We start from the raw sequence: 20659 nt of genomic DNA, 5'->3' as shown, positions 1-20659 counted from the left end.
GCAGCCTAGGTGTGAAGTTGCAAGAGGTTATTCTGGCCGGATCTGAGCCGTGACATTGGGGCCTTGCCAGCAATGCCCTGATGCGGCCGGTGCCAGTTGTAGTGATGGTTCCATTCTTTGAGCATGTTGGCCCGCTCCAGTGAGTTGTTATAAACAAAGCCGTAAGCCCATTCGCGCAAGGCTGACTGGATGAAGCGTTCGGCCTTGCCATTGGTCTGTGGCCGATAGGGCCGTGTAAAGCGGTGCTTCAATGCTATCTGGCTACAAGTGGCCTTGAATGACTTGGAGCGAAAGGCTGAGCCGTTATCGGTCAACAACGCTTTGGGGCGCACCCCGAGTGAGCAGAAATAGGCATGGGTATTGGCGAGGAATCGGTTGGCATTCTCCTGGGTTTCGTCAGGATAGAGCTCCGTGAAGGCGATGCGGGCATGGTCGTCAATGGCGATAAACAAGACTTCCCAGCCGGCGCCGCGCGTACGGTCTCGCCGGTCTCCCGTCGCACGATGGCCGGTGGTTTCAATGCGCCCGAGCTTCTTGGTATCGATATGAATCAGGTCGCCTGGTTCTGCATGCTCGTAGCGCTGCACCGGCTCGACGGGATCGAGATTGCTCAGTTTGGAGAGGCCGGCGCGCGCCAGCACACGGCTAACTGTGGCCTTCGATATCTGCAGGTACTGGGCGATCCTGGCCTGCGTCATGCGCTTCTTGCGTAGCTCGACAACGGTCAGCGCCTTGCCTGCGTCCAGAGCCAAAGGGCTATGCGCGGGACGCGACGAGCGATCCATCAAACCATCCCGATCTTCGGCAAGGAAGCGCCCCAGCCATTTGCGCACGGTCGCCTCGCTCACGGCATAGCGGACAGCGGCCTGGCAGACCGGCAGGCGGTGATGTAGTACGTCTTCGACCATCTCGACTCGACGAATCAGCGTTAATCGGGCATTCTTATGGATGTTCATTCGGTTGGTTTCCTTGAGAACTGGGGGTTTGGCGATTTCCAGTGTCTCAAATCCAATCCGAATGAACCACAACAACCTATTGAAACATCACACCTAGGCCGCCTGCGGCAGCGCCGCCCCCAGCTTTTCCAGCAGATGGTCGCACTGGAAGACGGACAGGGTCTGGCGCTGCGCATCCGTGCCGATATCGATCATCTCATCCATTTCGCTGCGCAAGTCGTCATGCTCTCCCGTGCGGATGATTTGCGGCGCCGCAAAGCGCTGGCTGTCGGAAATGGTCATGATGTTATCGACATGGTCGACAAGGAAGCCGTAGCGCTCGGCGCCCCGTTCCACGATGAGGATCTTGCCTGCGCTGGCGTCCGGCAAGGCCGGCATGGCGTACAACTGGCGCAGGTCGATGATGCTGATCATTTGCTGGCGTAAATTGAGCATGCCGCGCATGCAGGCGGGCATGCCCGGCGGCGTCGTGATGGCGCCGCTGAAATCGATGATTTCGCGCACTTGCCCGATTTCCACGGCGAAGCGGGTTTCCACCGTAAACGTGATGTAGACGCGGCGCTGCGCCTTGCGCGTGGTGGCCGTTTTCGCGTCCGTGTCGGCCGGGTACAGGCGCGCGTGGCCGTCGCGCATCTCGACGATTTCGGCCTGCGACAGGATGCCCTTGTGGTCGAGGAAAATGATGTCGCCCAGCCCCTCTTTCGTGATGCAGCCGGCAAACATGGCGGCGCGCGCCTTGCTCAGCAGGGGAATCGGCAGCACCTCGTCGCCAAAGAAATGCACGATGCTGTCGACGGAATCGACGAGGAAGCCCACGGTGGTGTCGTCGAGGCGCACGACGATGATGCGCTGATCGCCTGTTGCGGCCGTGACCGCCGTGCCGGACGCGGGCGCCTGCAGCAGCGCACCGAAGTCGACGACGGCCACCTGGCTGCCGCGAAAATGCATGCGCCCCAGGCACAGTTCGCTGTTCAGCAGGGAGCTGTGCAGTTCCGGCACCCGGATGATTTCCTGGATGGCCAGCATTTCAAAGGCAAACGTGGCGCCGGCCGCACGGAAGCTGACGCATTGCCGGCGTTCGCTTTGGGCATGGTAGCGGGCCGTGCTCAGCTTGGCGCCCGTCGCCTGCAGGGCCAGCACATGGGGCACGTTTTCGATGCGCAGCAGGGCGTGCGGGTCGAGTACCTGCAGCAGGCGCGCGCCGCCGCCCTGCAGGATGGTGCCGGCGATGACGGCGTGGCTGTCGCCGGCCGCATATTGCAGGGCGCTGCGGGCGCTGGCGGGCACGCGCAGGATCTCTCCCGTATCCTGGAAGACGATGCCGATCAGCACTTGCTGGAAGTCGAGGATGGCGATCTTGTCCGTGGCCACGGCGCGCGGCGCATCGGCGCGGAACAGGCGGCCCAGGTTGACCACGGGAATGACGCTGCCGCGCAAGGTGAACATGCCTTCCAGATACGCGGGCGACAGGGGCAGGGCCGTGACTTTCGCGGGGTAATTGACGACTTCGCGGATGCAACTGGCGGGCAGGGCGAATTCATCGTCGCCCAGGTGGAAGGAGCCGAACAGTTCTGTGGCCGTGTCGCTTGCGCCCTGCGCTTGCAAGCCTGTCGCTTCATGCATATCCATATGCGCCTTCCTTGCGTGGAATCCATTCGGGTTGCGCCACCACATCGGTGACGGCATAGCTGTGCCGGGCGCAATCGATCAGCAACTGGCGCCCATGGCGGCCGCCCAGCGCGCAAAAACTGACGTGCAAGCCGCACTGGTCCAGGTACTTTTGCGCCGCTTCCGCGTTTTGCCGGCCCACTTGCAATCTTCCGTTGCGCGGGCCAAACATGCTGGCGCCGCCCGCCAGCACCACGTCGATATCGGCGTAGTCGGCCTGGCGCACGCCCATCAGGCGCAGCAGCGAAGGCACGGCCTGGCTTACATAGCGTGCCCCCAGGCTGCTGTCGGCGCCCGGCGCTTCCGGCAGCAAACAGTGGGCCAGACCGCAGCAGGGGCCATTCTTCCAGATGAAGCCGATGCCGATGCACGAGCCCAGCAAGGCTTGCAGCTGCTCGCCATGCGTGCCCACGCTAAGTTGTCCCATGCCAACATGGTGCAGCGGCAAGCCAGGGTCGAGGATGATGCTCATGCGCTACCCGCCTTATAAATCATGGGAAACTCGAATTGGTAGCCGGTGCCGAGCCGGGCGATGGTTTCCGACTCGCCCAGGATCAGCCGGCCTTCGTCCTTCAGGCTCAGGCGCGCCTGGCGCAGCACGGTTTCCTGGTGCTCGGCATCGAAATAAATGAGCACGTTGCGCAGGAAGACCAGGTCGAACTGCCGCGCCGGGCGCAATGCGTCCAGCAGATTATGCTGGGCAAAGCTGACGTTTTGCCGCAATTCCTCGTTGACCTGGACGCCATACGGCGCGGGCGTGAAATATTTGCGCAGCAAGTCCGGGTGCGACAGGCGGATGCGCTCGACGGAGCGGCCGCTGTACTGGCCGGCCCGCGCCGCGCCGAGGATCTGCTGCGAAATGTCGCTGGCCAGGATCTGGTAGCGGAAGGCGGGCGCTTGCAGCTTGAATTGCTCGCACAGCATGGCGATCGAATACAGTTCTTCGCCGCTGGCCGCCGCCGCCGACCAGATGGCCAGGCAGGCGTCCGGATGGGCGCGGGCCCAGGCGGGCAGGTAGCGGTCGCGGAAGTAGTCCCAGATCGATGGCGTGCGGAAGAACAGGGTGTCGTTGGTGGTCACCAGGTCGATAAAATGGTCCACCTCGTCGCGGTCGCTGGCCACGCGCTCCAGATAAGCCTGGTAGCTGTGCAGGGACAGCGCTTGCAGCCGTGGCTGCAAGCGCCGTTCCAGCAAGACGCTCTTGCGCGCCGTCATGGCGATGCCCGTATGCTGGCGCACCAGCGCGATCAGGGTCGTCAGCACCTCGGGCGTCAAGGTGGCCGCGTGGCTCATGGCCTACACCACGAAGCCGGAGACAGTCTGGTTCAGGCTGCCAGCGCGCTCGTTCAAACCGTCCGTCGAGCGGGCGATGCTGTCGCAGTTGGCGGCCGACTTTTCCGTTTCCTCGGCGATGTACTGGATGGCTGTCGACACTTCGCGCGCCGTCAGCAGCTGTTCATTGGCCGCCTTCGAGATATCGGAAATGGCCAGGGTGGTCTTCGCCACGCCCGAGACGATCTTGTCGAAGGCGTCGCTGGCCTGGCGCGAAATCTCGCTGCCCGTCGAGACGCGCTTGACGGATTCGTTGATCAGCTTGGAGATTTCCTTGGTGGCTTGCGAGGAACGCTCGGCCAGCTTGCGTACTTCGTCGGCGACGACGGAAAAGCCCAGGCCGTGCTCGCCCGCGCGCGCCGCCTCGATGGCCGCATTGAAGGCCAGCATATTCGTCTGGTTGGCGATTTCGCTGATGACCTTGACGATTTCGCCGATGTCTTCCGACGAACGGTTGATCAAGTCCATCGCCTCGATCGACTTGGCGACGGCGCGCGCGCCCGCTTCCGCTTCCTGCTGCGTAGCTTTTGCCAGGAAATCGGCATTCGAGGTGTTTTCCGCGATGGAATTGATGGAAAAGGTCAGGCCATCAATGGAGGCGTTCATTTCTTCCACCGTGGCGCCCAGCGCCTGCGTGCCCACGGCCACGCCCGTGGCCCGTTCGGCGATCGTGTGCGAGGCGTCGGCAAAGCCGTTGGCGGCCGACACCACGTTGCCGATCACGCCGCGCAAGTCGATGATCATCTTGCTGATGCCGCCGGCCAGCAGGTCGATCGGCTCGTCGCCCTCGGGCACGATATTGCAGGTCAGGTCGCCTTGCGCCGCGCGCGCCACCGATTCGAGCAGGGCATTGACCTTGCGGCTGTCGTTGGCGGCCTTGGACTGGATGCTGTTTTCCAGGTTCACCTGTTCGCTGATGTCGATGGCGAACTTGACCACTTTATATGGCTTGCCGTTCAGGTCGAGGATGGGGTTGTAGGTGGCCTGTATCCACACCACCTTGCCATGGTTGCCCAGGCGCTTGTAGCGGCCCGCGTCGAATTCGCCGCGGTTGAGCTTTTGCCAGAATTTCTTGTACTCGGCGCTGCTCGCATACTCGGGCTCGCAGAACATGCGGTGGTGCTCGCCCTGGATATCGCTCAAGTCGTAATCCATGACGGCGAGGAAATTCTCATTCGCTTCCAGCACATTGCCCTGCATGTCGAATTCGATCACGGCCTGCGCCTTGCCGATGGCGCTGACCTTGCCTTCGTATTCGACATTGCGCTTTTTCAGGGCCGTGATGTCGGTAGCGAACTTGATGACTTTATACGGCTTGCCGTCCGCGTCGAGGATGGGGTTGTAGGAAGCGTTGATCCACACTTCGCGCCCATCCTTGGCGCGGCGCTTGTATTCACCCTGGTCGAATTCGCCGCGTCCCAGCTTGGCCCAGAAGTTGCTGTATTCGTCCGTTTTGACATACTCGGGGTCGCAGAAGATGGCATGGTGCTTGCCTTGCACTTCCGCCAGGGTATAGCCGACGACACGCAGGAAATTCTCATTCGCATGCAGGATGGTGCCGTCGAGCTCGAATTCGATGACGGCCTGGACACGGTTCAATGCAGTATTTATCGCTTGTAAGTCCAGATCCTGGGAGTGGCTGACATGGCTGGCTGCGTCCATAGTATTTCCTTCGGGGTGAGAAGAGGAAGGGGAGCGATAAGGCTGCTTTTATTATTTTTTCTGCTATCGGTTTAAGACAATGATTAAGACAGCGGTGTTATTGCATGGGCCGACACTTGGTGATAATCGGTGAGAATGTGCGCGATGAACGGCCGCCAGTGTTTTCCCCGCAGTATGCCTTATGGTAAATAAATTGTAGAGTATTGATTTGAATCAATAATTTTATTATTCCCCAGCATCTGGCGAAAAACAAGGGGCGGGAATAAATAATGTCAAAATTGTCGCAATTAGCCCATGCTGGCATATAACAAAGTCACTTTTTCGAATAATAAAACGACGTTATTATTATTGTGATTTTATTATTTAAATGAATATCCAAGTGATAGCTTCTACTGGCGCTTGCTGCATGCAGCAGAATCTTTCCGCAAACGATGTTGTACCATGGCGTAACATGCTGACGGCTGCGCGCACGCGACAAAAATAATACGAGCGTTCTTTTATGCGGTATAGTGAAGCTTCATCCCTTGCAACCACCTCATCGCTGAGCAAAAATCAATAAGGAAGAGACATGAGTGCTGAATATCAAGTGAACGGCGCCGTTGCCGTCATTACCCTGGCCAACCCGCCCGTCAATGGACTGGGCCTGGCGACGCGCACGGCCGCCGTGGCCGGCATCCGCCAGGCGCTGGCGGACGAGGCCATCAAAGCCATCGTCATCACGGGCGCCGGCAAGGCCTTTTCGGGCGGCGCCGATATCAAGGAATTCAATTCGCCCAAGGCGCTCACGGAACCAACCCTGCATACCCTGATCAATGTCGTCGAGCAGTCGACCAAGCCGGTGGTGGCGGCCATCCACAGCGTTTGCATGGGTGGCGGCCTGGAGCTGGCGCTGGGCTGCAACTATCGCGTGGCCGCGCCTGGCGCGCAGATGGCCTTGCCGGAAGTCAAGCTCGGCATCTTGCCGGGCGCGGGTGGCACGCAGCGCCTGCCGCGTGTGCTGGGCCTGGAAATGGCCCTGAACATGATCGTTTCCGGCACGCCCGTCGCGTCCGAAAAACTGGCCGGCACGGCCCTGTTCGACGAAGTCATCGCGCCCGGCGCCGATTTGCTGGCCGCCGCCGTGGCCTTCGCCACCAAGGTGGCCGACGTGCGCCCGCTGCCGAAAGTGCGCGAGCGCAAGGTCGACTATCCGAACCATGAAGCGTTCCTGCAGTTTTCGCGCAATACCGTGAAAGCCATGTCCGGCCCGTTCCCCGCACCGCTCAAATGCGTCGACGCCGTGGCGGCTGCCGTGACGATGAAATTCGACGAGGGTCTGAAGTACGAGCGCGACCTGTTCATGCAGCTGGTGCAGTCGCCGGAATCGAAAGCCCTGCGCCACGCCTTCTTTGCCGAGCGAATCGCCAGCAAGGTGCCTGACGTGCCGTCCGATACGCCCGTGCGCGCGATCGCCAGCGCGGCCATCGTCGGCGCCGGCACCATGGGCGGCGGCATCGCCATGAACTTCGCCAACGCGGGCATCCCCGTGATCTTGCTGGAAACGAAGCAGGAAGCGCTGGACAAGGGCCTGGCCACGATCCGCAAGAATTATGAAAACACGGTCAAGAAGGGCAAGCTGACGCAAGAGAAGGCCGAGCAGCGCATCGCCCTGGTCAGCGGCACGTTAGCCTATGCCGACATTGCGCAAGCCGACATCGTCATCGAAGCCGTCTTTGAAGAGCTGGGCGTCAAGGAAGCCGTCTTCAAACAGCTCGATGCCGTCATGAAGCCGGGCGCCATCCTCGCCTCGAACACGTCCACCCTGGACCTGGACAAGATTGCCGCGTTTACCCAACGCCCGCAAGACGTGATCGGCACGCATTTCTTCAGCCCGGCAAATGTGATGAAGCTGCTGGAAATCGTCCGTGGCAAGGAAACGGGCAAGGATGTGCTGGCCACGGCGCTGGCGCTGTCGAAAAAGCTGAAGAAGACGGGCGTCGTCTCGGGCGTGTGCGACGGTTTCATCGGCAACCGCATGATCGAGCAATACAGCCGGCAAGCCGGCTTCCTGCTGGAAGAAGGCTGTCTGCCGGAACAGGTAGACAAGGCGGTGGAGAAATTCGGTTTCGCCATGGGCCCGTTCCGCATGGGCGACCTGGCCGGCAACGACATCGGCTGGGCCATCCGCAAGCGCCGTTACGTGGAAAAACCGGACGTCACGTACTCGAAGACGGCCGATCTGCTGTGCGAATTGAAACGCTACGGCCAGAAGACGGGCGCCGGCTGGTACGACTACAAGGCGGGCGACCGCAAGGCGTATCCATCGGAACAGGTCAACGCCATGATCATCCAGCACTCCGCCGACATCGGCGTGGCACGGCGCAAGATCAGCGACCAGGAAATCGTCGAACGGCTCGTGTATGCGCTGGTCAATGAAGGCGCGCGCATCCTGGAAGAGGGCATCGCCCTGCGTGCCTCGGACATCGACATGGTGTATTTGACGGGCTACGGCTTCCCGCTGTTCCGCGGCGGCCCGATGTTCTACGCAGACACGGTCGGCTTGCCGAACGTGCTCGACACGATAGCCGGATATGCCAAGGGCCGCCACGGCGAAGCATGGACGCCGGCGCCGTTACTGGTGAAACTGGCGGGCGAGGGCAAGGGTTTCAATAGTTGATGTTGGGCTGTTGAATGACAAAGGGCAGATTTCTCTGCCCTTTTTTTATTTCTTCTTCGCCACCATCTTGACCGCCTCGTTGACGATGACGGGGTTGTCCTTCTGGATGTAGTAGCCGGCGCCCGTGATGCGCTCGACGGCTGGCGCGCCGGACAGGCGCTGCCAATCCTTTTCCTGGGCCCGCACCACGTTTTCAAACGAGCCCATTTCCTCGATGCCGAACTTGTCGCGCACCAGCAGCATGGCGGGCACGCGCAGCGGGCTGGCCATGTCGACATGCTGCAGGCATTGCGTCTGGGCATCGAATTCGGCCGATTCCGTACTGTTGAACATCAGTTTGCGTCGCGTCTTCACGAGCATGGCGTAGGTGGACGCGTCCGTTTGCAGGCGGTTCCATTGCTGCGGATGCGTGGGATCGAGCAAGACCAAGCCGGCCACGTCCTGCGGGTACAGCCTGGCATACACATATTGGTACAGCCCGCCCAGGCCATGGCCGACCAGCACATACGGCGGCTTCAGGCCCGCTTGCGCCAGCAGGGCGCGCTGCTGGGCGGCAATGGTGCACGGGTCGCGCGGCGTGGTGGTTTTTTTGCTGTCGCCGTAGCCGGGACGGTCGTACACGAGCACGCGGTGCTGCCTGGCCACTTCGGGCACCACCTTGGCCCACACATCCTTGCCGTCGCCCATGGCCGACTGGAAGACGACGGGCAAGCCGCTCTGGCCGCTCAGGGTGTAGGCGATGCTGGCGTCAGGCAGGGCGGCCGTGGCCGGCACGCCGGGCATGGCCGGGGTCGATGGCAACAGGGAGCAGCCGGAAAAACAGCCTGCCAGCAGCAAGCCGGCGCTGGAGAGGAGCACGGTGCGCGCGGGGCGGCCGACGAATAGATGATGCATGAATCTCCTTCTTGGTGCACGGACCGGGGACGGGTATGGCTTGCCAGCCATTATAGGCAAATCGTGCCGAAGTGGAAATGCCGAACAGAGGCGGATTTCCCGTCCTGTCAGCCGGCGTCGGCGTGATGGCAGACGGCTTCGATGCGGTTGCCGTCCGGATCGAACAAAAAGGCCGCGTAATAGCTGGCGTGATAGTGGCGCAAGCCGGGCGCGCCCAGGTCGATGCCGCCGTGCGCCAGCCCCGTATGCCAGAACGCTTCCACGGCCGCGCGCGAGGGGGCCTTGAAGCAGCAATGGCGGCGCGGCGCGTCGTCGGGCGTGGGGCCGAGGCGCACGGAAAAATAGCTGCGCTCGGGATGCTGCGCATCGCTGCGCTCGCCATAGCCTATCCATGCATCGGCATGGTCGCTGCCCACCTTGGGCACGCCAAGCGCGGCGAAGATGGCGTCGTAGAAGCGCTCGGCGCGTTCCAGGTCGCTGACGGTGAGGGAAACGTGATCTAGCATGGGTACTCCGCTATAAAAACAAGGACGGCCATAGCATAGCCCGGATCAGGGCGGCCGTGGGCGGAAGTGACCGAGTGATACTGTTGCTGGCCGACTGCCGGTTAAGGGCGGCTGGCGAGCCGGGCCACGATACTGCGGCTGAACAGTTGCACGCGGGGCGCGAACAGCATCACGGCGCAAAAGGCCACCGGCCAGGCGGCAAAGAACGCATGGCGCCAGCGGGGCAGGAAGTCGGCCTGCAGGCCGATATTGAGCCAGGTGACCCAGGCGCTCATCAGCAGGGTCATGACCAGCGACATCAGGAAGGCAAATACGCAGCGCAGGCGCAGGGCATCGGACATGGGGCACTTTCAACATGGTAAGGATATGCAGCGTAACGACTTGCAGCAATCTATACTAGAGCCATATTTTTAATTTCAAATTCCGAAAATGCAATCATGCTTGATGATTTAGCCTTATTTGTCGCCATCGTGGAGGCGGGCAGCCTGCATGCGGCGGCCGTCAAGGAAGACTTGCCCGCCGCGACCGTCACGCGCCGACTGCAAAAGCTGGAAAGCCAGCTTGGCTACCGCTTGCTCAACCGCAGCGCGCGCCGTCTGCAGCCGACGGCGGAAGGCTGGCAATACTACGAGCAGTGCCGCCCCCTCGTACATGCCCTGCGGCAGGCGACGCAGCAGCTCGACGCCAGCCTGTCGGCCGTTTCGGGCAGCATCCGCGTGCTGGCGCCCGTCAACTTCGCCAGCGGCTTGCTGACGCCGGCCTGGGTCAGCTTCATGCAGAAGTATCCGGACATTCGCCTGGAGCTGGAACTGTCGAACCTGCTGCAAGACCTGGTGGGCAGCGGCGCCGACCTGGCCATCCGCGTGGGCGCGCTAGACGATTCCTCGCTGATGCAGCGCCGGCTGGGCAGCGCGGCGCTGGTGATGGTGGCCGCGCCAACCTATCTGGCGCGCGCCGGCGTGCCGCGCGACTTGCAGGAATTGGAAAAGCACGAGCTGATCGTGGCCGAGCCGCTGCGCAGCTGGCGTTTGCGGCGGCCCGGCGACGGCGCCGAAATGGTGATCGAACCGCAGGCGCGCCTGCGCGTCAACGAGATGCGCCTGGCCGTGGAGATGGCCGACGCGGGCATCGGCATCCTGCTGTGCCCGCTTTTGCAATGCCGCGAGGAAGTGGCCCGGGGCAGCCTCGTGCGCGTCTTGCCCGACTGGATGCCGCAGCCGCGCCACGTGTATGCCGTGTGGACGCAGCGGCGTTACCTGCCGGCCCGCGTGCGCGTGTTGCTTGAGCACCTGGCGGCGTTTGCGGCGGATAATCCCTTGTTGAACGAAGAGCCGGGCGTTTAGCTTGCCTGTTGCTGCGTCAGCCACAGCGTGAACTGGCGCAGCGCTGGCGTAAAACCGCTGGCTGGCGCGGCACCGGGCCTGGCCTGGGCCAGGAAATACGCGATGGGCGCCTGCATGGCGGGAGAGTGCCGCAGCAACAGCGCCACATGCTCGTCCAGGTTGGCGGGCCAGCCTGGATCGCCATCCTGGCGCAGGGTGTTGCAGGAACGAATCAGCTTGCGCGACGCTTCGCGCTGCAGGCGGGCGATGACGGCAGGGTCGCGCTCGTCATCAAGGCGCTGCGCATACTCGTCCAGCACGCGGGCAAAGTCGCCATTCACGGCCAGGGCAATGGCGCGCGAGGGCGCGAACGGCGCAAAGTGCCGCGCCAGGTCTTCGCCCCACAGGCAGCGGCACTGGTGCTTGAGCCAGTAGCCCCAGCTGTACAGGTGTTCGGGCGCCAGTACCTGGGCCCGGTGGCCGATATCGAAATCGATCTTCATTACTTCCCGGTGGCGCGCCTGCAAGGCCAGGCGCAGCGCTTCCAGCGCGCCGGCCTGCTGCTGCGTGGTCGGATGGCGCAGTACCAGGGTCAGGTCGAGGTCGGATACGCCCGGCGTGGCGTCGCCGCGGGCGACGCTGCCATACAGGTATATGCCGTCCAGCAAGCTACCGGCGTGCGCAGCCAGGCTGGCGCAAACGTCTTGCAGCAAGGCGTCGAAATGGTGCTGCAGTGGGCCGCAGGGGGCGGGAGGAATGGTCGGCATGCCTGGTACGAATCCGCTGGGAGAAACTGCCACCATAGCATGCAGTGGCGGGCGCGCAGGCAATCCTTTCCATTAAGTAATACCGAGCGCTTGTACTTTTCGTCAAGATCGCGTTAAGATAAAGCTGCCCGCTTATCCAGTGGGCAATCTGGTGTTTTTTCGCGCAATCCCGTCCCTATCCATGAGAGTAGCAATGAAATATCTGATCATTCCCTTCTTGCTGGCCATCACTGGCTGCGAAGTACTGTATGATGCAAACCGGGACAAGATCGGCGAGTATTGCAACAGCCTTAATAATTTTGACGACCGCAACGCCTGCCGCAAGCGCAACCAGACCAGCTATCAGGAATATGTGCAGCAGCGCGACCAGCTGAAAAAGAGCAAGAGCGACAAATAAGCTCGCCGCCGCAGACGCCGCATACGCTGCACAAAAAAACAAACGCCGCTGACCAGTCAGCGGCGTTTTGCTTTGCGGACCCCGGCCTTGCGACCGGGGCTTGCTTCAGATTAATCGTCAGCGTAGATATTGTTGTCCTTGGTTTCCTTGACGAACAGGGTGCCGATCACGACAGTCGCCAGGGCGACGACGATCGGATACCACAGGCCATAATAAATGTCGCCCTTGAAGGCCACCAGCGCGAAGGCCGTTGTCGGCAGCAAGCCGCCGAACCAGCCGTTACCGATATGGTAGGGCAGGGACATCGAGGTGTACCGGATACGCGTCGGGAACATTTCCACCAGCATGGCGGCGATCGGGCCATACACCATGGTCACGTACAGCACCAGGATGAACAGCAGCAAGACGACCATCGGCTTGTTGATCTGGTCCGGATCGGCTTTCGCAGGGTAGCCCGCTTCCTTGATGCCGGCGCCCAGTTCTTTCTTCAGCGCCACTTCGTGGGCCTTGCTTTCCGCATCGAAGTTCAAGCCATCGGCAGTCATGACGGCGTTAAACGATGTAAATTCCTTCGTACCGATGCGCACCTTGGCGATGCTGCCCGCTGGCGCGTCTTCCTTCGTGTAGTTCACCGAGCTGTTCGACAGGAAGCCCGTGGCGATGTCGCACGACGAGGGGAATTTCTTGGTGCCCGTCATGTTGAACTGGAAGTGGCAGGAAGCAGGATCGGCAACCACCACTACTGGCGAGTTCTTCAGTGCCGCTTCCAGCTGCGGGTTGGCGAAGTGGGTCAGGCCGTTGAAGATCGGGAAGTAGGTCGCCGCGGCGATCAGGCAGCCGCCGAGGATGATGTACTTGCGGCCGATGCGGTCGGACAGGCTGCCGAAGAACAGGAAGAATGGCGTGGCCAGCAGCAGTGCGATGGCGACGAGCACGTTGGCCGTTGCCAGATCCACTTTCAGGGTCTGGATCATGAAGAACAGGGCGTAGAACTGGCCCGTGTACCACACGACAGCCTGGCCGGCGGTCAGGCCGATCAGGGCCAGGATGACGATCTTCAGGTTTTTCCACTGGCCGAATGCTTCCGTCAGCGGGGCTTTCGAGGTCTTGCCCTCGGCCTTCATCTTGGAAAACGCCGGCGACTCATTCATGGCGAGGCGGATCCACACGGAAATACCCAGCAGGATGACGGAGACCAGGAAGGGAATGCGCCAGCCCCATGCCTCGAAATCCTTTTCGCCGGTCGCCAGGCGGGTGCCCAGGATGACCATCAGCGACAGGAAGAAGCCCAGGGTTGCCGTCGTTTGTATCCACGCCGTGAACGCGCCGCGCTTGCCTTCAGGCGCGTGCTCGGCCACATAGGTGGCTGCGCCGCCGTACTCGCCGCCCAGCGCCAGGCCTTGCAGGATGCGCAGGATGACGAGGATGATCGGTGCGGCGATGCCGATGGAGGCGTGGCCCGGCAGCAAGCCGACGATGAAGGTGGAGCCGCCCATGATCAGAATGGTGATCAGGAAGGTGTACTTGCGGCCGATCATGTCGCCCAGGCGGCCGAAGACCAGTGCGCCGAACGGACGCACGATGAAGCCGGCGGCGAAGGCCAGCAGCGCGAAGATGAAGGTGGTGGTGGGGTCGCCGATGAAGAATTGCTTGGCGATGATCGATGCCAGCGAACCGTACAGGTAAAAATCGTACCATTCAAAGACGGTGCCCAAGGATGACGCAAAGATGACCTTGCGTTCCTCTGGCGTAATCGGCGTTCCTTTGGTGGAAATTTTCCGTACGTCGGCCGAGCCGGATGGTGATGCCATGGTTTGTCTCCCTATGTTTTATAGTGAACTGATGCCGCGGTCTTTTTGACCATTCTTGCAACAGCTGGAGGCGAGTGTGTTCTCCGAACCTTACGTCATGCTTGCTTGAAACTTACAGCAAGCTTACAAATCGATGTTCGCCCGAACTTTGCGAACGACCGTACTTAAATGTGCTATTCTCATTGCGCAGATACCTCACCCCATAATATCCCCACAAGGAGACACAGCATGAATGAAGCCGTCATCGTATCGACCGCCCGCACGGGCCTGGCCAAGTCCTGGAAGGGCGCGTTCAACATGACGCATGGCGCCACCTTGGGCGGCCATGTGCTGGCGGCCGCCGTCGAGCGCGCGCGCATCGAGGCGGAGGAAGTGGAAGACGTGCTGGTCGGCTGCGCCTTCCCCGAAGGCGCGACGGGCGGCAACATCGCGCGCCAGGTGGCCTTGCGCGGCGGCTGCCCCGTCACCACGGCCGGCATGACCGTCAACCGTTTTTGTTCTTCAGGCTTGCAGGCCATCGCTCTGGCGGCGCAGCGCATCATCGCCGGCGAAGGCGATATCTATGCGGCCGGCGGCGTGGAATCGATTTCCTGTGTGCAAAACGAAATGAATACGCATATGTATCGCGACGTCTGGCTGCAGCAGCACAAGCCGGAAGTGTACTGGCCCATGCTGCAGACGGCCGAAACCGTGGCCAAGCGCTACCAGATTTCGCGCGAGCGCCAGGATGCCTACGGCGCGCAAAGCCAGCAGCGCGCAGCAAGCGCCCTGGCTGCCGGCCTGTTCGACGCGGAAATCGTGCCGATGACTACCATCATGGGCGTGGCCGACAAGGCCAGCGGCATGCTGGTGTCGCGCGAAGTGACGATTTCCGCCGATGAAGGCATCCGTGCCGACACGACGTATGACGGCGTGGCGAAGATCCGCCCGGCCATTCCTGGCGGCGTCATCAGCGCCGGCAACGCCAGCCAGTTTTCCGATGGCGCCTCGATGGCCATCGTCATGAATGCGAAAGTGGCCGAAGCGAAAGGCTTGCAGCCGCTGGGCATCTTCCGCGGCTTCGCCGTGGCCGGCTGCGAACCCGATGAAATGGGCATCGGCCCCGTGTTTGCCATCCCGAAACTGCTGAAAAAGGCGGGCTTGACGGTCGCCGACATCGGCCTGTGGGAACTCAATGAAGCGTTCGCCGTGCAAGTGCTGTACTGCGCCGACACCCTGGGCATCCCCATGGACCGCCTGAACGTCAACGGCGGCGCGATCGCCGTCGGCCACCCGTACGGCGTGTCGGGCGCCCGCCTGACGGGCCACGCCTTGATCGAAGGCAAGCGCCGCGGCGTCAAATACGTGGTCGTGACCATGTGCATCGGCGGCGGGCAGGGCGCGGCCGGGCTGTTCGAAGTGCTGTGATGTAGCGTCAACCCAGTCTGCGGGCGGCTTCCAGGGCCGCCTGTTTGCATTGCGCGCCCGCTTCCTGCAAGGCGCGCCGATAGCGGGTACAGTAATGCTTCATTAATAAACAAGCAGCCTGCCACCATGATCAAACACATCGTTTTCTGGAAATTGTTAGACCACGCCGAAGGCGCCGACCGCGCCACGAACGCCTTGAAACTGAAAGCCTTGCTTGATTCCTGTTCCGACCTGGTGCCCGGCATATTGAAATTCGAGGCAGCCGTGGCCCAGCCGGGCCTGGAAGCGACCTACGACATCGTCCTGTACAGCGAATTCGCCAGCCGCGAAGCGCTGGATGCCTACCAGAACCACCCCGAGCACGTGAAAATCAAGCCGTTTTTTGGGGCTGTACGGGAAGCGCGGCAGTGCATGGACTATGAGATTTAGTCGTTACGCAACAGACATCCGGGGTCAGACCCGGTGTCGGGAATATCAATAGTAGTCATCAACTTTATTGACAGGAGCATCATGAGCACCTACCAACGCATCGTTCTCGCCTCGCGCCCCGCCTCCACGGAGGAAGTCAACCCGGCACATTTTCGCCTGGAAACTCAAGACATTCCCGCCATTAAGGATGGTGAATTGCTGGTACGCAACCAGTTCCTGTCGCTCGATCCCTACATGCGCGGGCGCATGAGCGCGAACAAAAGCTATGCGGCGCCGCAAGCGCTCGATGAAACCATGATAGGCGGCACGGTGGGCGTGGTGCTGGAATCGAGGCATCCGAAGTTCGCCGCAGGCGATACGGTCGTGGGGACCTTGGGCTGGACGGAAGTGGCCGTGTCGGACGGCACGATGCTGCGCAAGGTCGACACGACGCACATTCCTGCCTCCGCCTACCTGGGTTCCGTCGGCATGCCGGGCATGACGGCCTGGTATGGCTTGAACCAGATCATGGCGCCGAAAGCGGGCGAAACCGTGGTCGTGTCCGCCGCCAGCGGCGCCGTGGGCAGCGTCGTGGGCCAGTTGGCAAAATTGAAAGGCTGCCGTGTCGTCGGTATCGCCGGCGGCGCGGAAAAATGCCGCTATGTTGTCGAGGAACTGGGTTTCGATGCCTGCGTCGATTACAAGGCGGGCAATCTTGAGGTCGATCTGGCGGCGGCCACGCCGGATGGCATCGACGCCATCTTTGAAAACGTGGGCGGCGCCATCTTCGACGCGGCGCTGGCGCGCACCAATGCGTTTGGCCGGATTGCCGTGTGCGGCTGGATCGCCGGCTACAATGGCGAACCGACGCCGCTCGACAATGCGCGCTTGATCCTCACCAACCGCCTCACCGTGCGCGGCTTCATCGTTTCGGAACAGCCGGAATTCTGGCCGCAGGGACTCAGTGAACTGGGTAGCCTGGTGGCAACGGGCAAGCTGAAATTCCGCGAATCCGTGGCCGACGGCCTGGCCAGCGCACCCGAAGCCTTCATCGGCCTCTTAAAAGGGCGCAACTTCGGCAAGCAGCTGGTGAAGTTGTAACCGATCTGTCCTGAAGTGACCGGGCGTGCCGCCAGTTCCTCGCCCGCCTGCGCCCGGTAGCACAGCAAAGCTTTCAATAGATCGGGAGCGTGAAATCCTCGTCGATCTTGCGCGCCCTGGCCGTGGCGTTCGCTTGCAACAGCGACTGGATCAGGGCGCTGCCGAAGCACCGTTGCAGCAGATGCGCGATGGCGATGCCGAACCGCGTCCGCACGTGCATGAGCCGGATGAGGCGAGGGCTCAGCTCCCGCTGTGTACGCTCGGCATACGGGCGAAGGATGCGTTCGTATGCCTCGAAAGCCTGGGTGTGGGTCGCGCACCTCTTGATTTCCCCCGCCAGCACGTAGGCTCCCATCAGCGCCAGAGCCGTGCCCTTGCCCGTGAATGGCGTCGGGCAGTGCGCCGCATCACCCAGCAAGACCAGTCGGCCTTTTGACCAGGTGGAAGCTTGCACCTGGCTCATCGGCCCGAAGTAGAAGTCCTGGACGGCATCAAGCTCGGCGATGATACGATCAGCCACCTTGCCCCGGCCTGCCAGCGCCGCACGCAGCATCTCGCGCCGCGACGGCGCCGTCGGACTCCGCATATCAGGTTCAGCGGCAGGAAAGGTCATCAGCACGGTAATTTCAGTCAGGCCACCTGGCCTGAGGTTGATCATCGTACCGCCAATGCCGTTGACGGAGCAGGCCCAGAAGTCGTCTTCCGGCCGCCGGGGAATGTTGAAAAACGCCATGTAGGCACCGAGGTAACGCATGCGCGTTTCAGCAGCCAGCGCCAGGTTTCTGGTCGGCGAGCTCACGCCATCGGCGCAGATCACCAGTTCAAAGACCTCTGCCGTGCCATTGGCAAAGGTTGCCCGCACACCATTTTCAATCTCTTCAACGCCACTGACGGACGTGCCAAAACGGTATTCGCAAGTGCCGTGGGTCGCATCGAACAAAATACGGGCGAAATCGCCGCGCAGGATTTCGAAATCGCAGGTCAGTCCACCGATACTACCTTTCGGAAAAACAGCCACCACCTTGCCGGCCGCATCGAGCCACTTCTGTCCGCATTCCAGCGTGTTGCGCGCCTCGACCTGTTCCGTCAAACCCATGAGCTTGATGACCTGCTGCGCGGCATCCTTCACATCGACGTTCTGTCCGCCGACCCTGAGCGCGCCGGCCTTTTCGACGAGCACCACCGAGTAGCCGTACTTGGTCAGCCACCAGGCACACGCTGGGCCGGCGATGCCGCCGCCGCAGATCAGGATTTTCTTCGTTTGTTCCATTTGACAGCTTTCGTGGTTGTGATGTCACTGTCCATGTTAGGCGCGCCACGTGTTGGTCACAATGAGCCAACAGGCCATGTTATATTGAATTCTTGCCACTGATACTGACCCTTGAAAGGTGCCCGATGCCTGTTTTCAGCGACGATTCGTCCAGTGAATGGGAAGACCCCGACTGCGTGCCAAGGCCGGTGGTCACGCTTGGCGCCGTTGGCCGCGAGATGGATAGCCACAAGGAGGCGGGTTTCCATCAGCATCGAAAAGGCCAGTTCCTGCTCTGGATGCGGGGCGTGCTGACCTGCGAGGTGGACGGCGGCTTCTGGCTGGTGCCGCCAGGAAGCGCCATTTGGGTGCCTGGCGGCACACAACATCGAATGGATGGGGCCGGCACGGTCGATTGTTACGTGGTGTATGTCGATCCTGCGGTGGACGACGCGTTGCCGCGGGAGTGCTGCACCTTGTCGACCACGCCGCTGCTGCGTGAATTGGTGATCCGTTCAGCGGCATTGCCGATGCGCTACGAAGAGGGCGGCATGGCGTCACGAGTGATGACACTGCTTCTCGACGAAATGGCGCTGGCGCAGCCCGGCCAGGTTCATCTTCCCCTGACGCCAGACAAGCGGCTACGCAAACTGGTCGAGTGGATCATGGCGCGTCCGTCCGATCCGGGCAACATCGAATCGTGGGCGCAGCGGATGGGCATCAGTGCGCGCACGCTGTCACGCCTGGTGTCCCGGGAAACCGGCATGAGTTTCGGACGCTGGCGCAGGCAACTGCATATCCTGCTCGCCTTGCAATGGATGGCCAGGGGCGCCACGGTCCAGCATGTCGCGGAGGGCCTGGGCTACGAGAACGCGAGCAATTTTGTCGTCATGTTTCGCAAAATACTCGGTGAAACACCTGGACGTTACTTGAAATCGAACGCTTGAGCCGCACCACCTGCCAAGGCGTGGCAGGCCGTGCGACAATGGCGGCCCCTCTCTTATTACCGCATGCCATGACCAAGCACACTATCCGCCTCGGCGACTGGGCCACCCTGGGCCCCGACGCTACCGCCATCCGTTTTGAAGTCTTTGTCGATGAACAGAAAGTGCCGTCCGAGATCGAACTCGACGACATGGACGCCGTCTGCCTGCACGCCGTCGCCTATGACGACTTTGGTGCCGCCATCGGCACGGGCCGGCTATTGCCCGATGGCCACATCGGCCGCATGGCCGTGCGCCAGCCGGGCCGCGGCACGGGCGTGGGCGGCGCCATGTTGACCTTGCTGATGGAGAAAGCCCGCGAACGGGGAGACCTGGCGGTGGTGCTGAACGCGCAAACCGTGGCCGCGCCATTCTATGCGCGCCACGGTTTCGTGCAGCAGGGGGAACAATTTGAAGAGGCGGGGATTGCGCATGTGGAGATGCGGCTGGTGTTCTAGGGTATTGTCGGATTACGCGCAAGGCGCGTAATCCGACAATACCAGCACAATCAGTTCTGCGCGTGCGACTGGCGCCATTTGTCGAGGATCACGGCCAGCACGATCACGACACCTTTCGCCACATACTGCCAGAACGACGACAGTCCCAGGATCGTCAAGCCATTGTTCATCACGCCGATGATCAGGGCGCCGATGACGGTACCCCAGACGGAACCCACGCCGCCCATCAGGCTGGTGCCGCCGAGCACGACGGCCGCAATCGCATCGAGTTCATAACCTGTGCCCCAGTTGCCGTTGGCCGCATACAGACGGCTGGCCGACATGGCGCCGCCCAGGCCCGCAAACAGACCGCTGATCGTGTAGACAAACATCAGCACGAGGCCGACCTTGATACCCGTCAAACGTGCTGCCTGGATATTGCCGCCGACGGCGTAGATATGCAGGCCCAGGGTTGTCTTGCGCAAAATAAACCACGTCAGCACGACGACGGCCGCCGCCAGCCAGATCAGCCAGGGCACGGCCAGGAAGCTGCCGTTGCCCATCCATTCGAAGCTCGGAATTTCCGTGTTCAGCACGCTGGTGCCGTCCGCCAGCAGGTAAGCGGCGCCGCGCAGGGCTGTCATGGTACCCAGGGTCACGACGAAGGGGTTCAGGCCGACGAGGGCGACCAGCACGCCATTGAGCGCGCCCAGCAGCAGGCCGACGATGAGGAAGGCGGGAATCGAGAAGCCGGCGAACTGGGCTGACAGCGACATCAGCATGCCTGCCACGGCCGAGACCGCCAGCACGGAGCCGACGGACAAATCGATGCCGCTGGTCAGGATGACGAAGGTCATGCCGGACGCCAGCACGATGTTGATCGACACCTGGCGGAAGATGTTCATGGTGTTATTGCTGGTCATGAACGTCGACGTGCCGTCGGCCGAGAAATACACGGTCAGGCCGTACATGGCCAGGTAGAGCACCACCAGCACGGGCAGCATGCCCAGGCGGCGCATCAGGTTCGAGGCATTGAAGGGTTCGCCGGCGCGCGCGGCGCCGCTGGTGGTACTCGTTGTCATGTTGAATCTCCTGAATGATTA

20 protein-coding genes are annotated in these 20659 nt (G+C 61.8%); 8 read left to right on the top strand and 12 right to left on the bottom strand.

Annotated features, from left to right (window positions below):
- Positions 1-5: 5 nt before the first annotated feature.
- The 5 genes from AC3IQ7_RS16835 to AC3IQ7_RS16815 all read right to left on the bottom strand — a co-directional run bounded on the left by AC3IQ7_RS16835 (position 6) and on the right by AC3IQ7_RS16815 (position 5618).
- Complete coding sequence (locus AC3IQ7_RS16835) at positions 6-956, bottom strand: IS481 family transposase (RefSeq protein ID WP_489206470.1); 951 nt, start codon at positions 954-956, stop codon at positions 6-8.
- A 93-nt stretch (positions 957-1049) separates the two neighbouring features.
- Complete coding sequence (locus AC3IQ7_RS16830) at positions 1050-2585, bottom strand: chemotaxis protein CheW (protein WP_489206732.1); 1536 nt, start codon at positions 2583-2585, stop codon at positions 1050-1052.
- Positions 2572-3096, bottom strand: coding sequence for a chemotaxis protein CheD (locus tag AC3IQ7_RS16825; protein WP_099377205.1), 525 nt, complete (start codon positions 3094-3096; stop codon positions 2572-2574). The genes AC3IQ7_RS16830 and AC3IQ7_RS16825 overlap by 14 nt, the downstream gene beginning before the upstream one ends.
- Entirely contained in the window at positions 3093-3917 is an 825-nt protein-coding gene (locus tag AC3IQ7_RS16820) for a CheR family methyltransferase (protein ID WP_489206731.1), read from the bottom strand. The genes AC3IQ7_RS16825 and AC3IQ7_RS16820 overlap by 4 nt, the downstream gene beginning before the upstream one ends.
- 3 nt (positions 3918-3920) lie before the next feature.
- Entirely contained in the window at positions 3921-5618 is a 1698-nt protein-coding gene (locus tag AC3IQ7_RS16815) for a methyl-accepting chemotaxis protein (RefSeq protein ID WP_489206730.1), read from the bottom strand.
- A gap of 568 nt (positions 5619-6186) precedes the next feature.
- Here AC3IQ7_RS16815 and AC3IQ7_RS16810 point away from each other — a divergent pair.
- Positions 6187-8274, top strand: a complete 2088-nt coding sequence (locus AC3IQ7_RS16810; protein WP_489206729.1) for a 3-hydroxyacyl-CoA dehydrogenase NAD-binding domain-containing protein — start codon at positions 6187-6189, stop codon at positions 8272-8274.
- 45 nt (positions 8275-8319) lie between these two features.
- On the opposite strand, the gene AC3IQ7_RS16805 is transcribed toward AC3IQ7_RS16810, so the two are convergent.
- The 3 genes from AC3IQ7_RS16805 to AC3IQ7_RS16795 all read right to left on the bottom strand — a co-directional run bounded on the left by AC3IQ7_RS16805 (position 8320) and on the right by AC3IQ7_RS16795 (position 10015).
- Complete coding sequence (locus AC3IQ7_RS16805; RefSeq protein ID WP_489206728.1) at positions 8320-9168, bottom strand: alpha/beta fold hydrolase; 849 nt, start codon at positions 9166-9168, stop codon at positions 8320-8322.
- A 107-nt stretch (positions 9169-9275) separates the two neighbouring features.
- Complete coding sequence (locus tag AC3IQ7_RS16800) at positions 9276-9674, bottom strand: VOC family protein (protein ID WP_322429174.1); 399 nt, start codon at positions 9672-9674, stop codon at positions 9276-9278.
- Between the two features lie 101 nt (positions 9675-9775).
- On the bottom strand, positions 9776-10015 hold the full coding sequence (locus AC3IQ7_RS16795; RefSeq protein WP_099377199.1) for a DUF2798 domain-containing protein: 240 nt from the start codon (positions 10013-10015) through the stop codon (positions 9776-9778).
- 96 nt (positions 10016-10111) lie between these two features.
- Between AC3IQ7_RS16795 and AC3IQ7_RS16790 the strand changes: the two genes are divergently transcribed.
- Complete coding sequence (locus AC3IQ7_RS16790; protein WP_489206727.1) at positions 10112-11017, top strand: LysR family transcriptional regulator; 906 nt, start codon at positions 10112-10114, stop codon at positions 11015-11017.
- Here the strand turns inward: AC3IQ7_RS16790 and AC3IQ7_RS16785 are convergent.
- Positions 11014-11763, bottom strand: coding sequence for a nucleotidyltransferase domain-containing protein (locus tag AC3IQ7_RS16785; protein WP_489206726.1), 750 nt, complete (start codon positions 11761-11763; stop codon positions 11014-11016). The two genes, AC3IQ7_RS16790 and AC3IQ7_RS16785, sit on opposite strands and share 4 nt — an antisense overlap.
- 193 nt (positions 11764-11956) lie before the next feature.
- Here AC3IQ7_RS16785 and AC3IQ7_RS16780 point away from each other — a divergent pair, with 193 nt between their 5' ends.
- Positions 11957-12160: a hypothetical protein gene (locus AC3IQ7_RS16780; RefSeq protein ID WP_035819100.1), complete on the top strand. Its 204-nt coding sequence runs from the start codon at positions 11957-11959 to the stop codon at positions 12158-12160.
- A gap of 110 nt (positions 12161-12270) precedes the next feature.
- On the opposite strand, the gene AC3IQ7_RS16775 is transcribed toward AC3IQ7_RS16780, so the two are convergent.
- On the bottom strand, positions 12271-13971 hold the full coding sequence (locus tag AC3IQ7_RS16775) for an MFS transporter (protein WP_099377197.1): 1701 nt from the start codon (positions 13969-13971) through the stop codon (positions 12271-12273).
- 228 nt (positions 13972-14199) lie between these two features.
- Here AC3IQ7_RS16775 and AC3IQ7_RS16770 point away from each other — a divergent pair, with 228 nt between their 5' ends.
- The 3 genes from AC3IQ7_RS16770 (at position 14200) to AC3IQ7_RS16760 (ending at position 16887) form a co-directional block, all read left to right on the top strand.
- On the top strand, positions 14200-15378 hold the full coding sequence (locus tag AC3IQ7_RS16770) for an acetyl-CoA C-acyltransferase (protein ID WP_489206725.1): 1179 nt from the start codon (positions 14200-14202) through the stop codon (positions 15376-15378).
- Positions 15379-15504: 126 nt separating this feature from the next.
- Complete coding sequence (locus tag AC3IQ7_RS16765; RefSeq protein WP_099377195.1) at positions 15505-15807, top strand: Dabb family protein; 303 nt, start codon at positions 15505-15507, stop codon at positions 15805-15807.
- A gap of 81 nt (positions 15808-15888) precedes the next feature.
- A complete protein-coding gene (locus AC3IQ7_RS16760) occupies positions 15889-16887 on the top strand; it encodes an NADP-dependent oxidoreductase (protein WP_489206724.1) in 999 nt (332 codons plus the stop codon).
- Between the two features lie 73 nt (positions 16888-16960).
- Here AC3IQ7_RS16760 and AC3IQ7_RS16755 read toward each other — a convergent pair whose 3' ends face one another.
- Entirely contained in the window at positions 16961-18157 is a 1197-nt protein-coding gene (locus AC3IQ7_RS16755) for an FAD-dependent monooxygenase (RefSeq protein ID WP_489206723.1), read from the bottom strand.
- Positions 18158-18282: 125 nt separating this feature from the next.
- Here AC3IQ7_RS16755 and AC3IQ7_RS16750 point away from each other — a divergent pair, with 125 nt between their 5' ends.
- Both AC3IQ7_RS16750 and AC3IQ7_RS16745 read left to right on the top strand, forming a co-directional pair.
- Positions 18283-19083: an AraC family transcriptional regulator gene (locus AC3IQ7_RS16750; RefSeq protein WP_099377193.1), complete on the top strand. Its 801-nt coding sequence runs from the start codon at positions 18283-18285 to the stop codon at positions 19081-19083.
- A 68-nt stretch (positions 19084-19151) separates the two neighbouring features.
- Positions 19152-19577, top strand: coding sequence for a GNAT family N-acetyltransferase (locus AC3IQ7_RS16745; RefSeq protein WP_322429182.1), 426 nt, complete (start codon positions 19152-19154; stop codon positions 19575-19577).
- A 50-nt stretch (positions 19578-19627) separates the two neighbouring features.
- On the opposite strand, the gene AC3IQ7_RS16740 is transcribed toward AC3IQ7_RS16745, so the two are convergent.
- Positions 19628-20638, bottom strand: a complete 1011-nt coding sequence (locus AC3IQ7_RS16740; RefSeq protein ID WP_035819084.1) for an ABC transporter permease subunit — start codon at positions 20636-20638, stop codon at positions 19628-19630.
- Positions 20639-20659: the final 21 nt, after the last annotated feature.

This window comes from Janthinobacterium sp. GL_088 (assembly GCF_057837845.1).
Note: the sequence above shows the minus strand (reverse complement) of the source record. Positions and strands in the feature narration are given on the sequence as shown.

What these genes read in the sequence shown, in the direction of transcription:
- AC3IQ7_RS16785 (WP_489206726.1), bottom strand. Translation starts at nt 11,763, where the DNA reads ATGCCGACCATTCCTCCCGCCCCCTGCGGCCCACTGCAGCACCATTTC.
- AC3IQ7_RS16765 (WP_099377195.1), top strand. Translation starts at nt 15,505, where the DNA reads ATGATCAAACACATCGTTTTCTGGAAATTGTTAGACCACGCCGAAGGC.
- AC3IQ7_RS16810 (WP_489206729.1), top strand. Translation starts at nt 6,187, where the DNA reads ATGAGTGCTGAATATCAAGTGAACGGCGCCGTTGCCGTCATTACCCTG.
- AC3IQ7_RS16815 (WP_489206730.1), bottom strand. Translation starts at nt 5,618, where the DNA reads ATGGACGCAGCCAGCCATGTCAGCCACTCCCAGGATCTGGACTTACAA.
- AC3IQ7_RS16835 (WP_489206470.1), bottom strand. Translation starts at nt 956, where the DNA reads ATGAACATCCATAAGAATGCCCGATTAACGCTGATTCGTCGAGTCGAG.
- AC3IQ7_RS16775 (WP_099377197.1), bottom strand. Translation starts at nt 13,971, where the DNA reads ATGGCATCACCATCCGGCTCGGCCGACGTACGGAAAATTTCCACCAAA.
- AC3IQ7_RS16760 (WP_489206724.1), top strand. Translation starts at nt 15,889, where the DNA reads ATGAGCACCTACCAACGCATCGTTCTCGCCTCGCGCCCCGCCTCCACG.
- AC3IQ7_RS16745 (WP_322429182.1), top strand. Translation starts at nt 19,152, where the DNA reads ATGACCAAGCACACTATCCGCCTCGGCGACTGGGCCACCCTGGGCCCC.
- AC3IQ7_RS16795 (WP_099377199.1), bottom strand. Translation starts at nt 10,015, where the DNA reads ATGTCCGATGCCCTGCGCCTGCGCTGCGTATTTGCCTTCCTGATGTCG.
- AC3IQ7_RS16820 (WP_489206731.1), bottom strand. Translation starts at nt 3,917, where the DNA reads ATGAGCCACGCGGCCACCTTGACGCCCGAGGTGCTGACGACCCTGATC.
- AC3IQ7_RS16830 (WP_489206732.1), bottom strand. Translation starts at nt 2,585, where the DNA reads ATGGATATGCATGAAGCGACAGGCTTGCAAGCGCAGGGCGCAAGCGAC.
- AC3IQ7_RS16790 (WP_489206727.1), top strand. Translation starts at nt 10,112, where the DNA reads ATGCTTGATGATTTAGCCTTATTTGTCGCCATCGTGGAGGCGGGCAGC.
- AC3IQ7_RS16800 (WP_322429174.1), bottom strand. Translation starts at nt 9,674, where the DNA reads ATGCTAGATCACGTTTCCCTCACCGTCAGCGACCTGGAACGCGCCGAG.
- AC3IQ7_RS16755 (WP_489206723.1), bottom strand. Translation starts at nt 18,157, where the DNA reads ATGGAACAAACGAAGAAAATCCTGATCTGCGGCGGCGGCATCGCCGGC.
- AC3IQ7_RS16780 (WP_035819100.1), top strand. Translation starts at nt 11,957, where the DNA reads ATGAAATATCTGATCATTCCCTTCTTGCTGGCCATCACTGGCTGCGAA.
- AC3IQ7_RS16805 (WP_489206728.1), bottom strand. Translation starts at nt 9,168, where the DNA reads ATGCATCATCTATTCGTCGGCCGCCCCGCGCGCACCGTGCTCCTCTCC.
- AC3IQ7_RS16740 (WP_035819084.1), bottom strand. Translation starts at nt 20,638, where the DNA reads ATGACAACGAGTACCACCAGCGGCGCCGCGCGCGCCGGCGAACCCTTC.
- AC3IQ7_RS16825 (WP_099377205.1), bottom strand. Translation starts at nt 3,096, where the DNA reads ATGAGCATCATCCTCGACCCTGGCTTGCCGCTGCACCATGTTGGCATG.
- AC3IQ7_RS16750 (WP_099377193.1), top strand. Translation starts at nt 18,283, where the DNA reads ATGCCTGTTTTCAGCGACGATTCGTCCAGTGAATGGGAAGACCCCGAC.
- AC3IQ7_RS16770 (WP_489206725.1), top strand. Translation starts at nt 14,200, where the DNA reads ATGAATGAAGCCGTCATCGTATCGACCGCCCGCACGGGCCTGGCCAAG.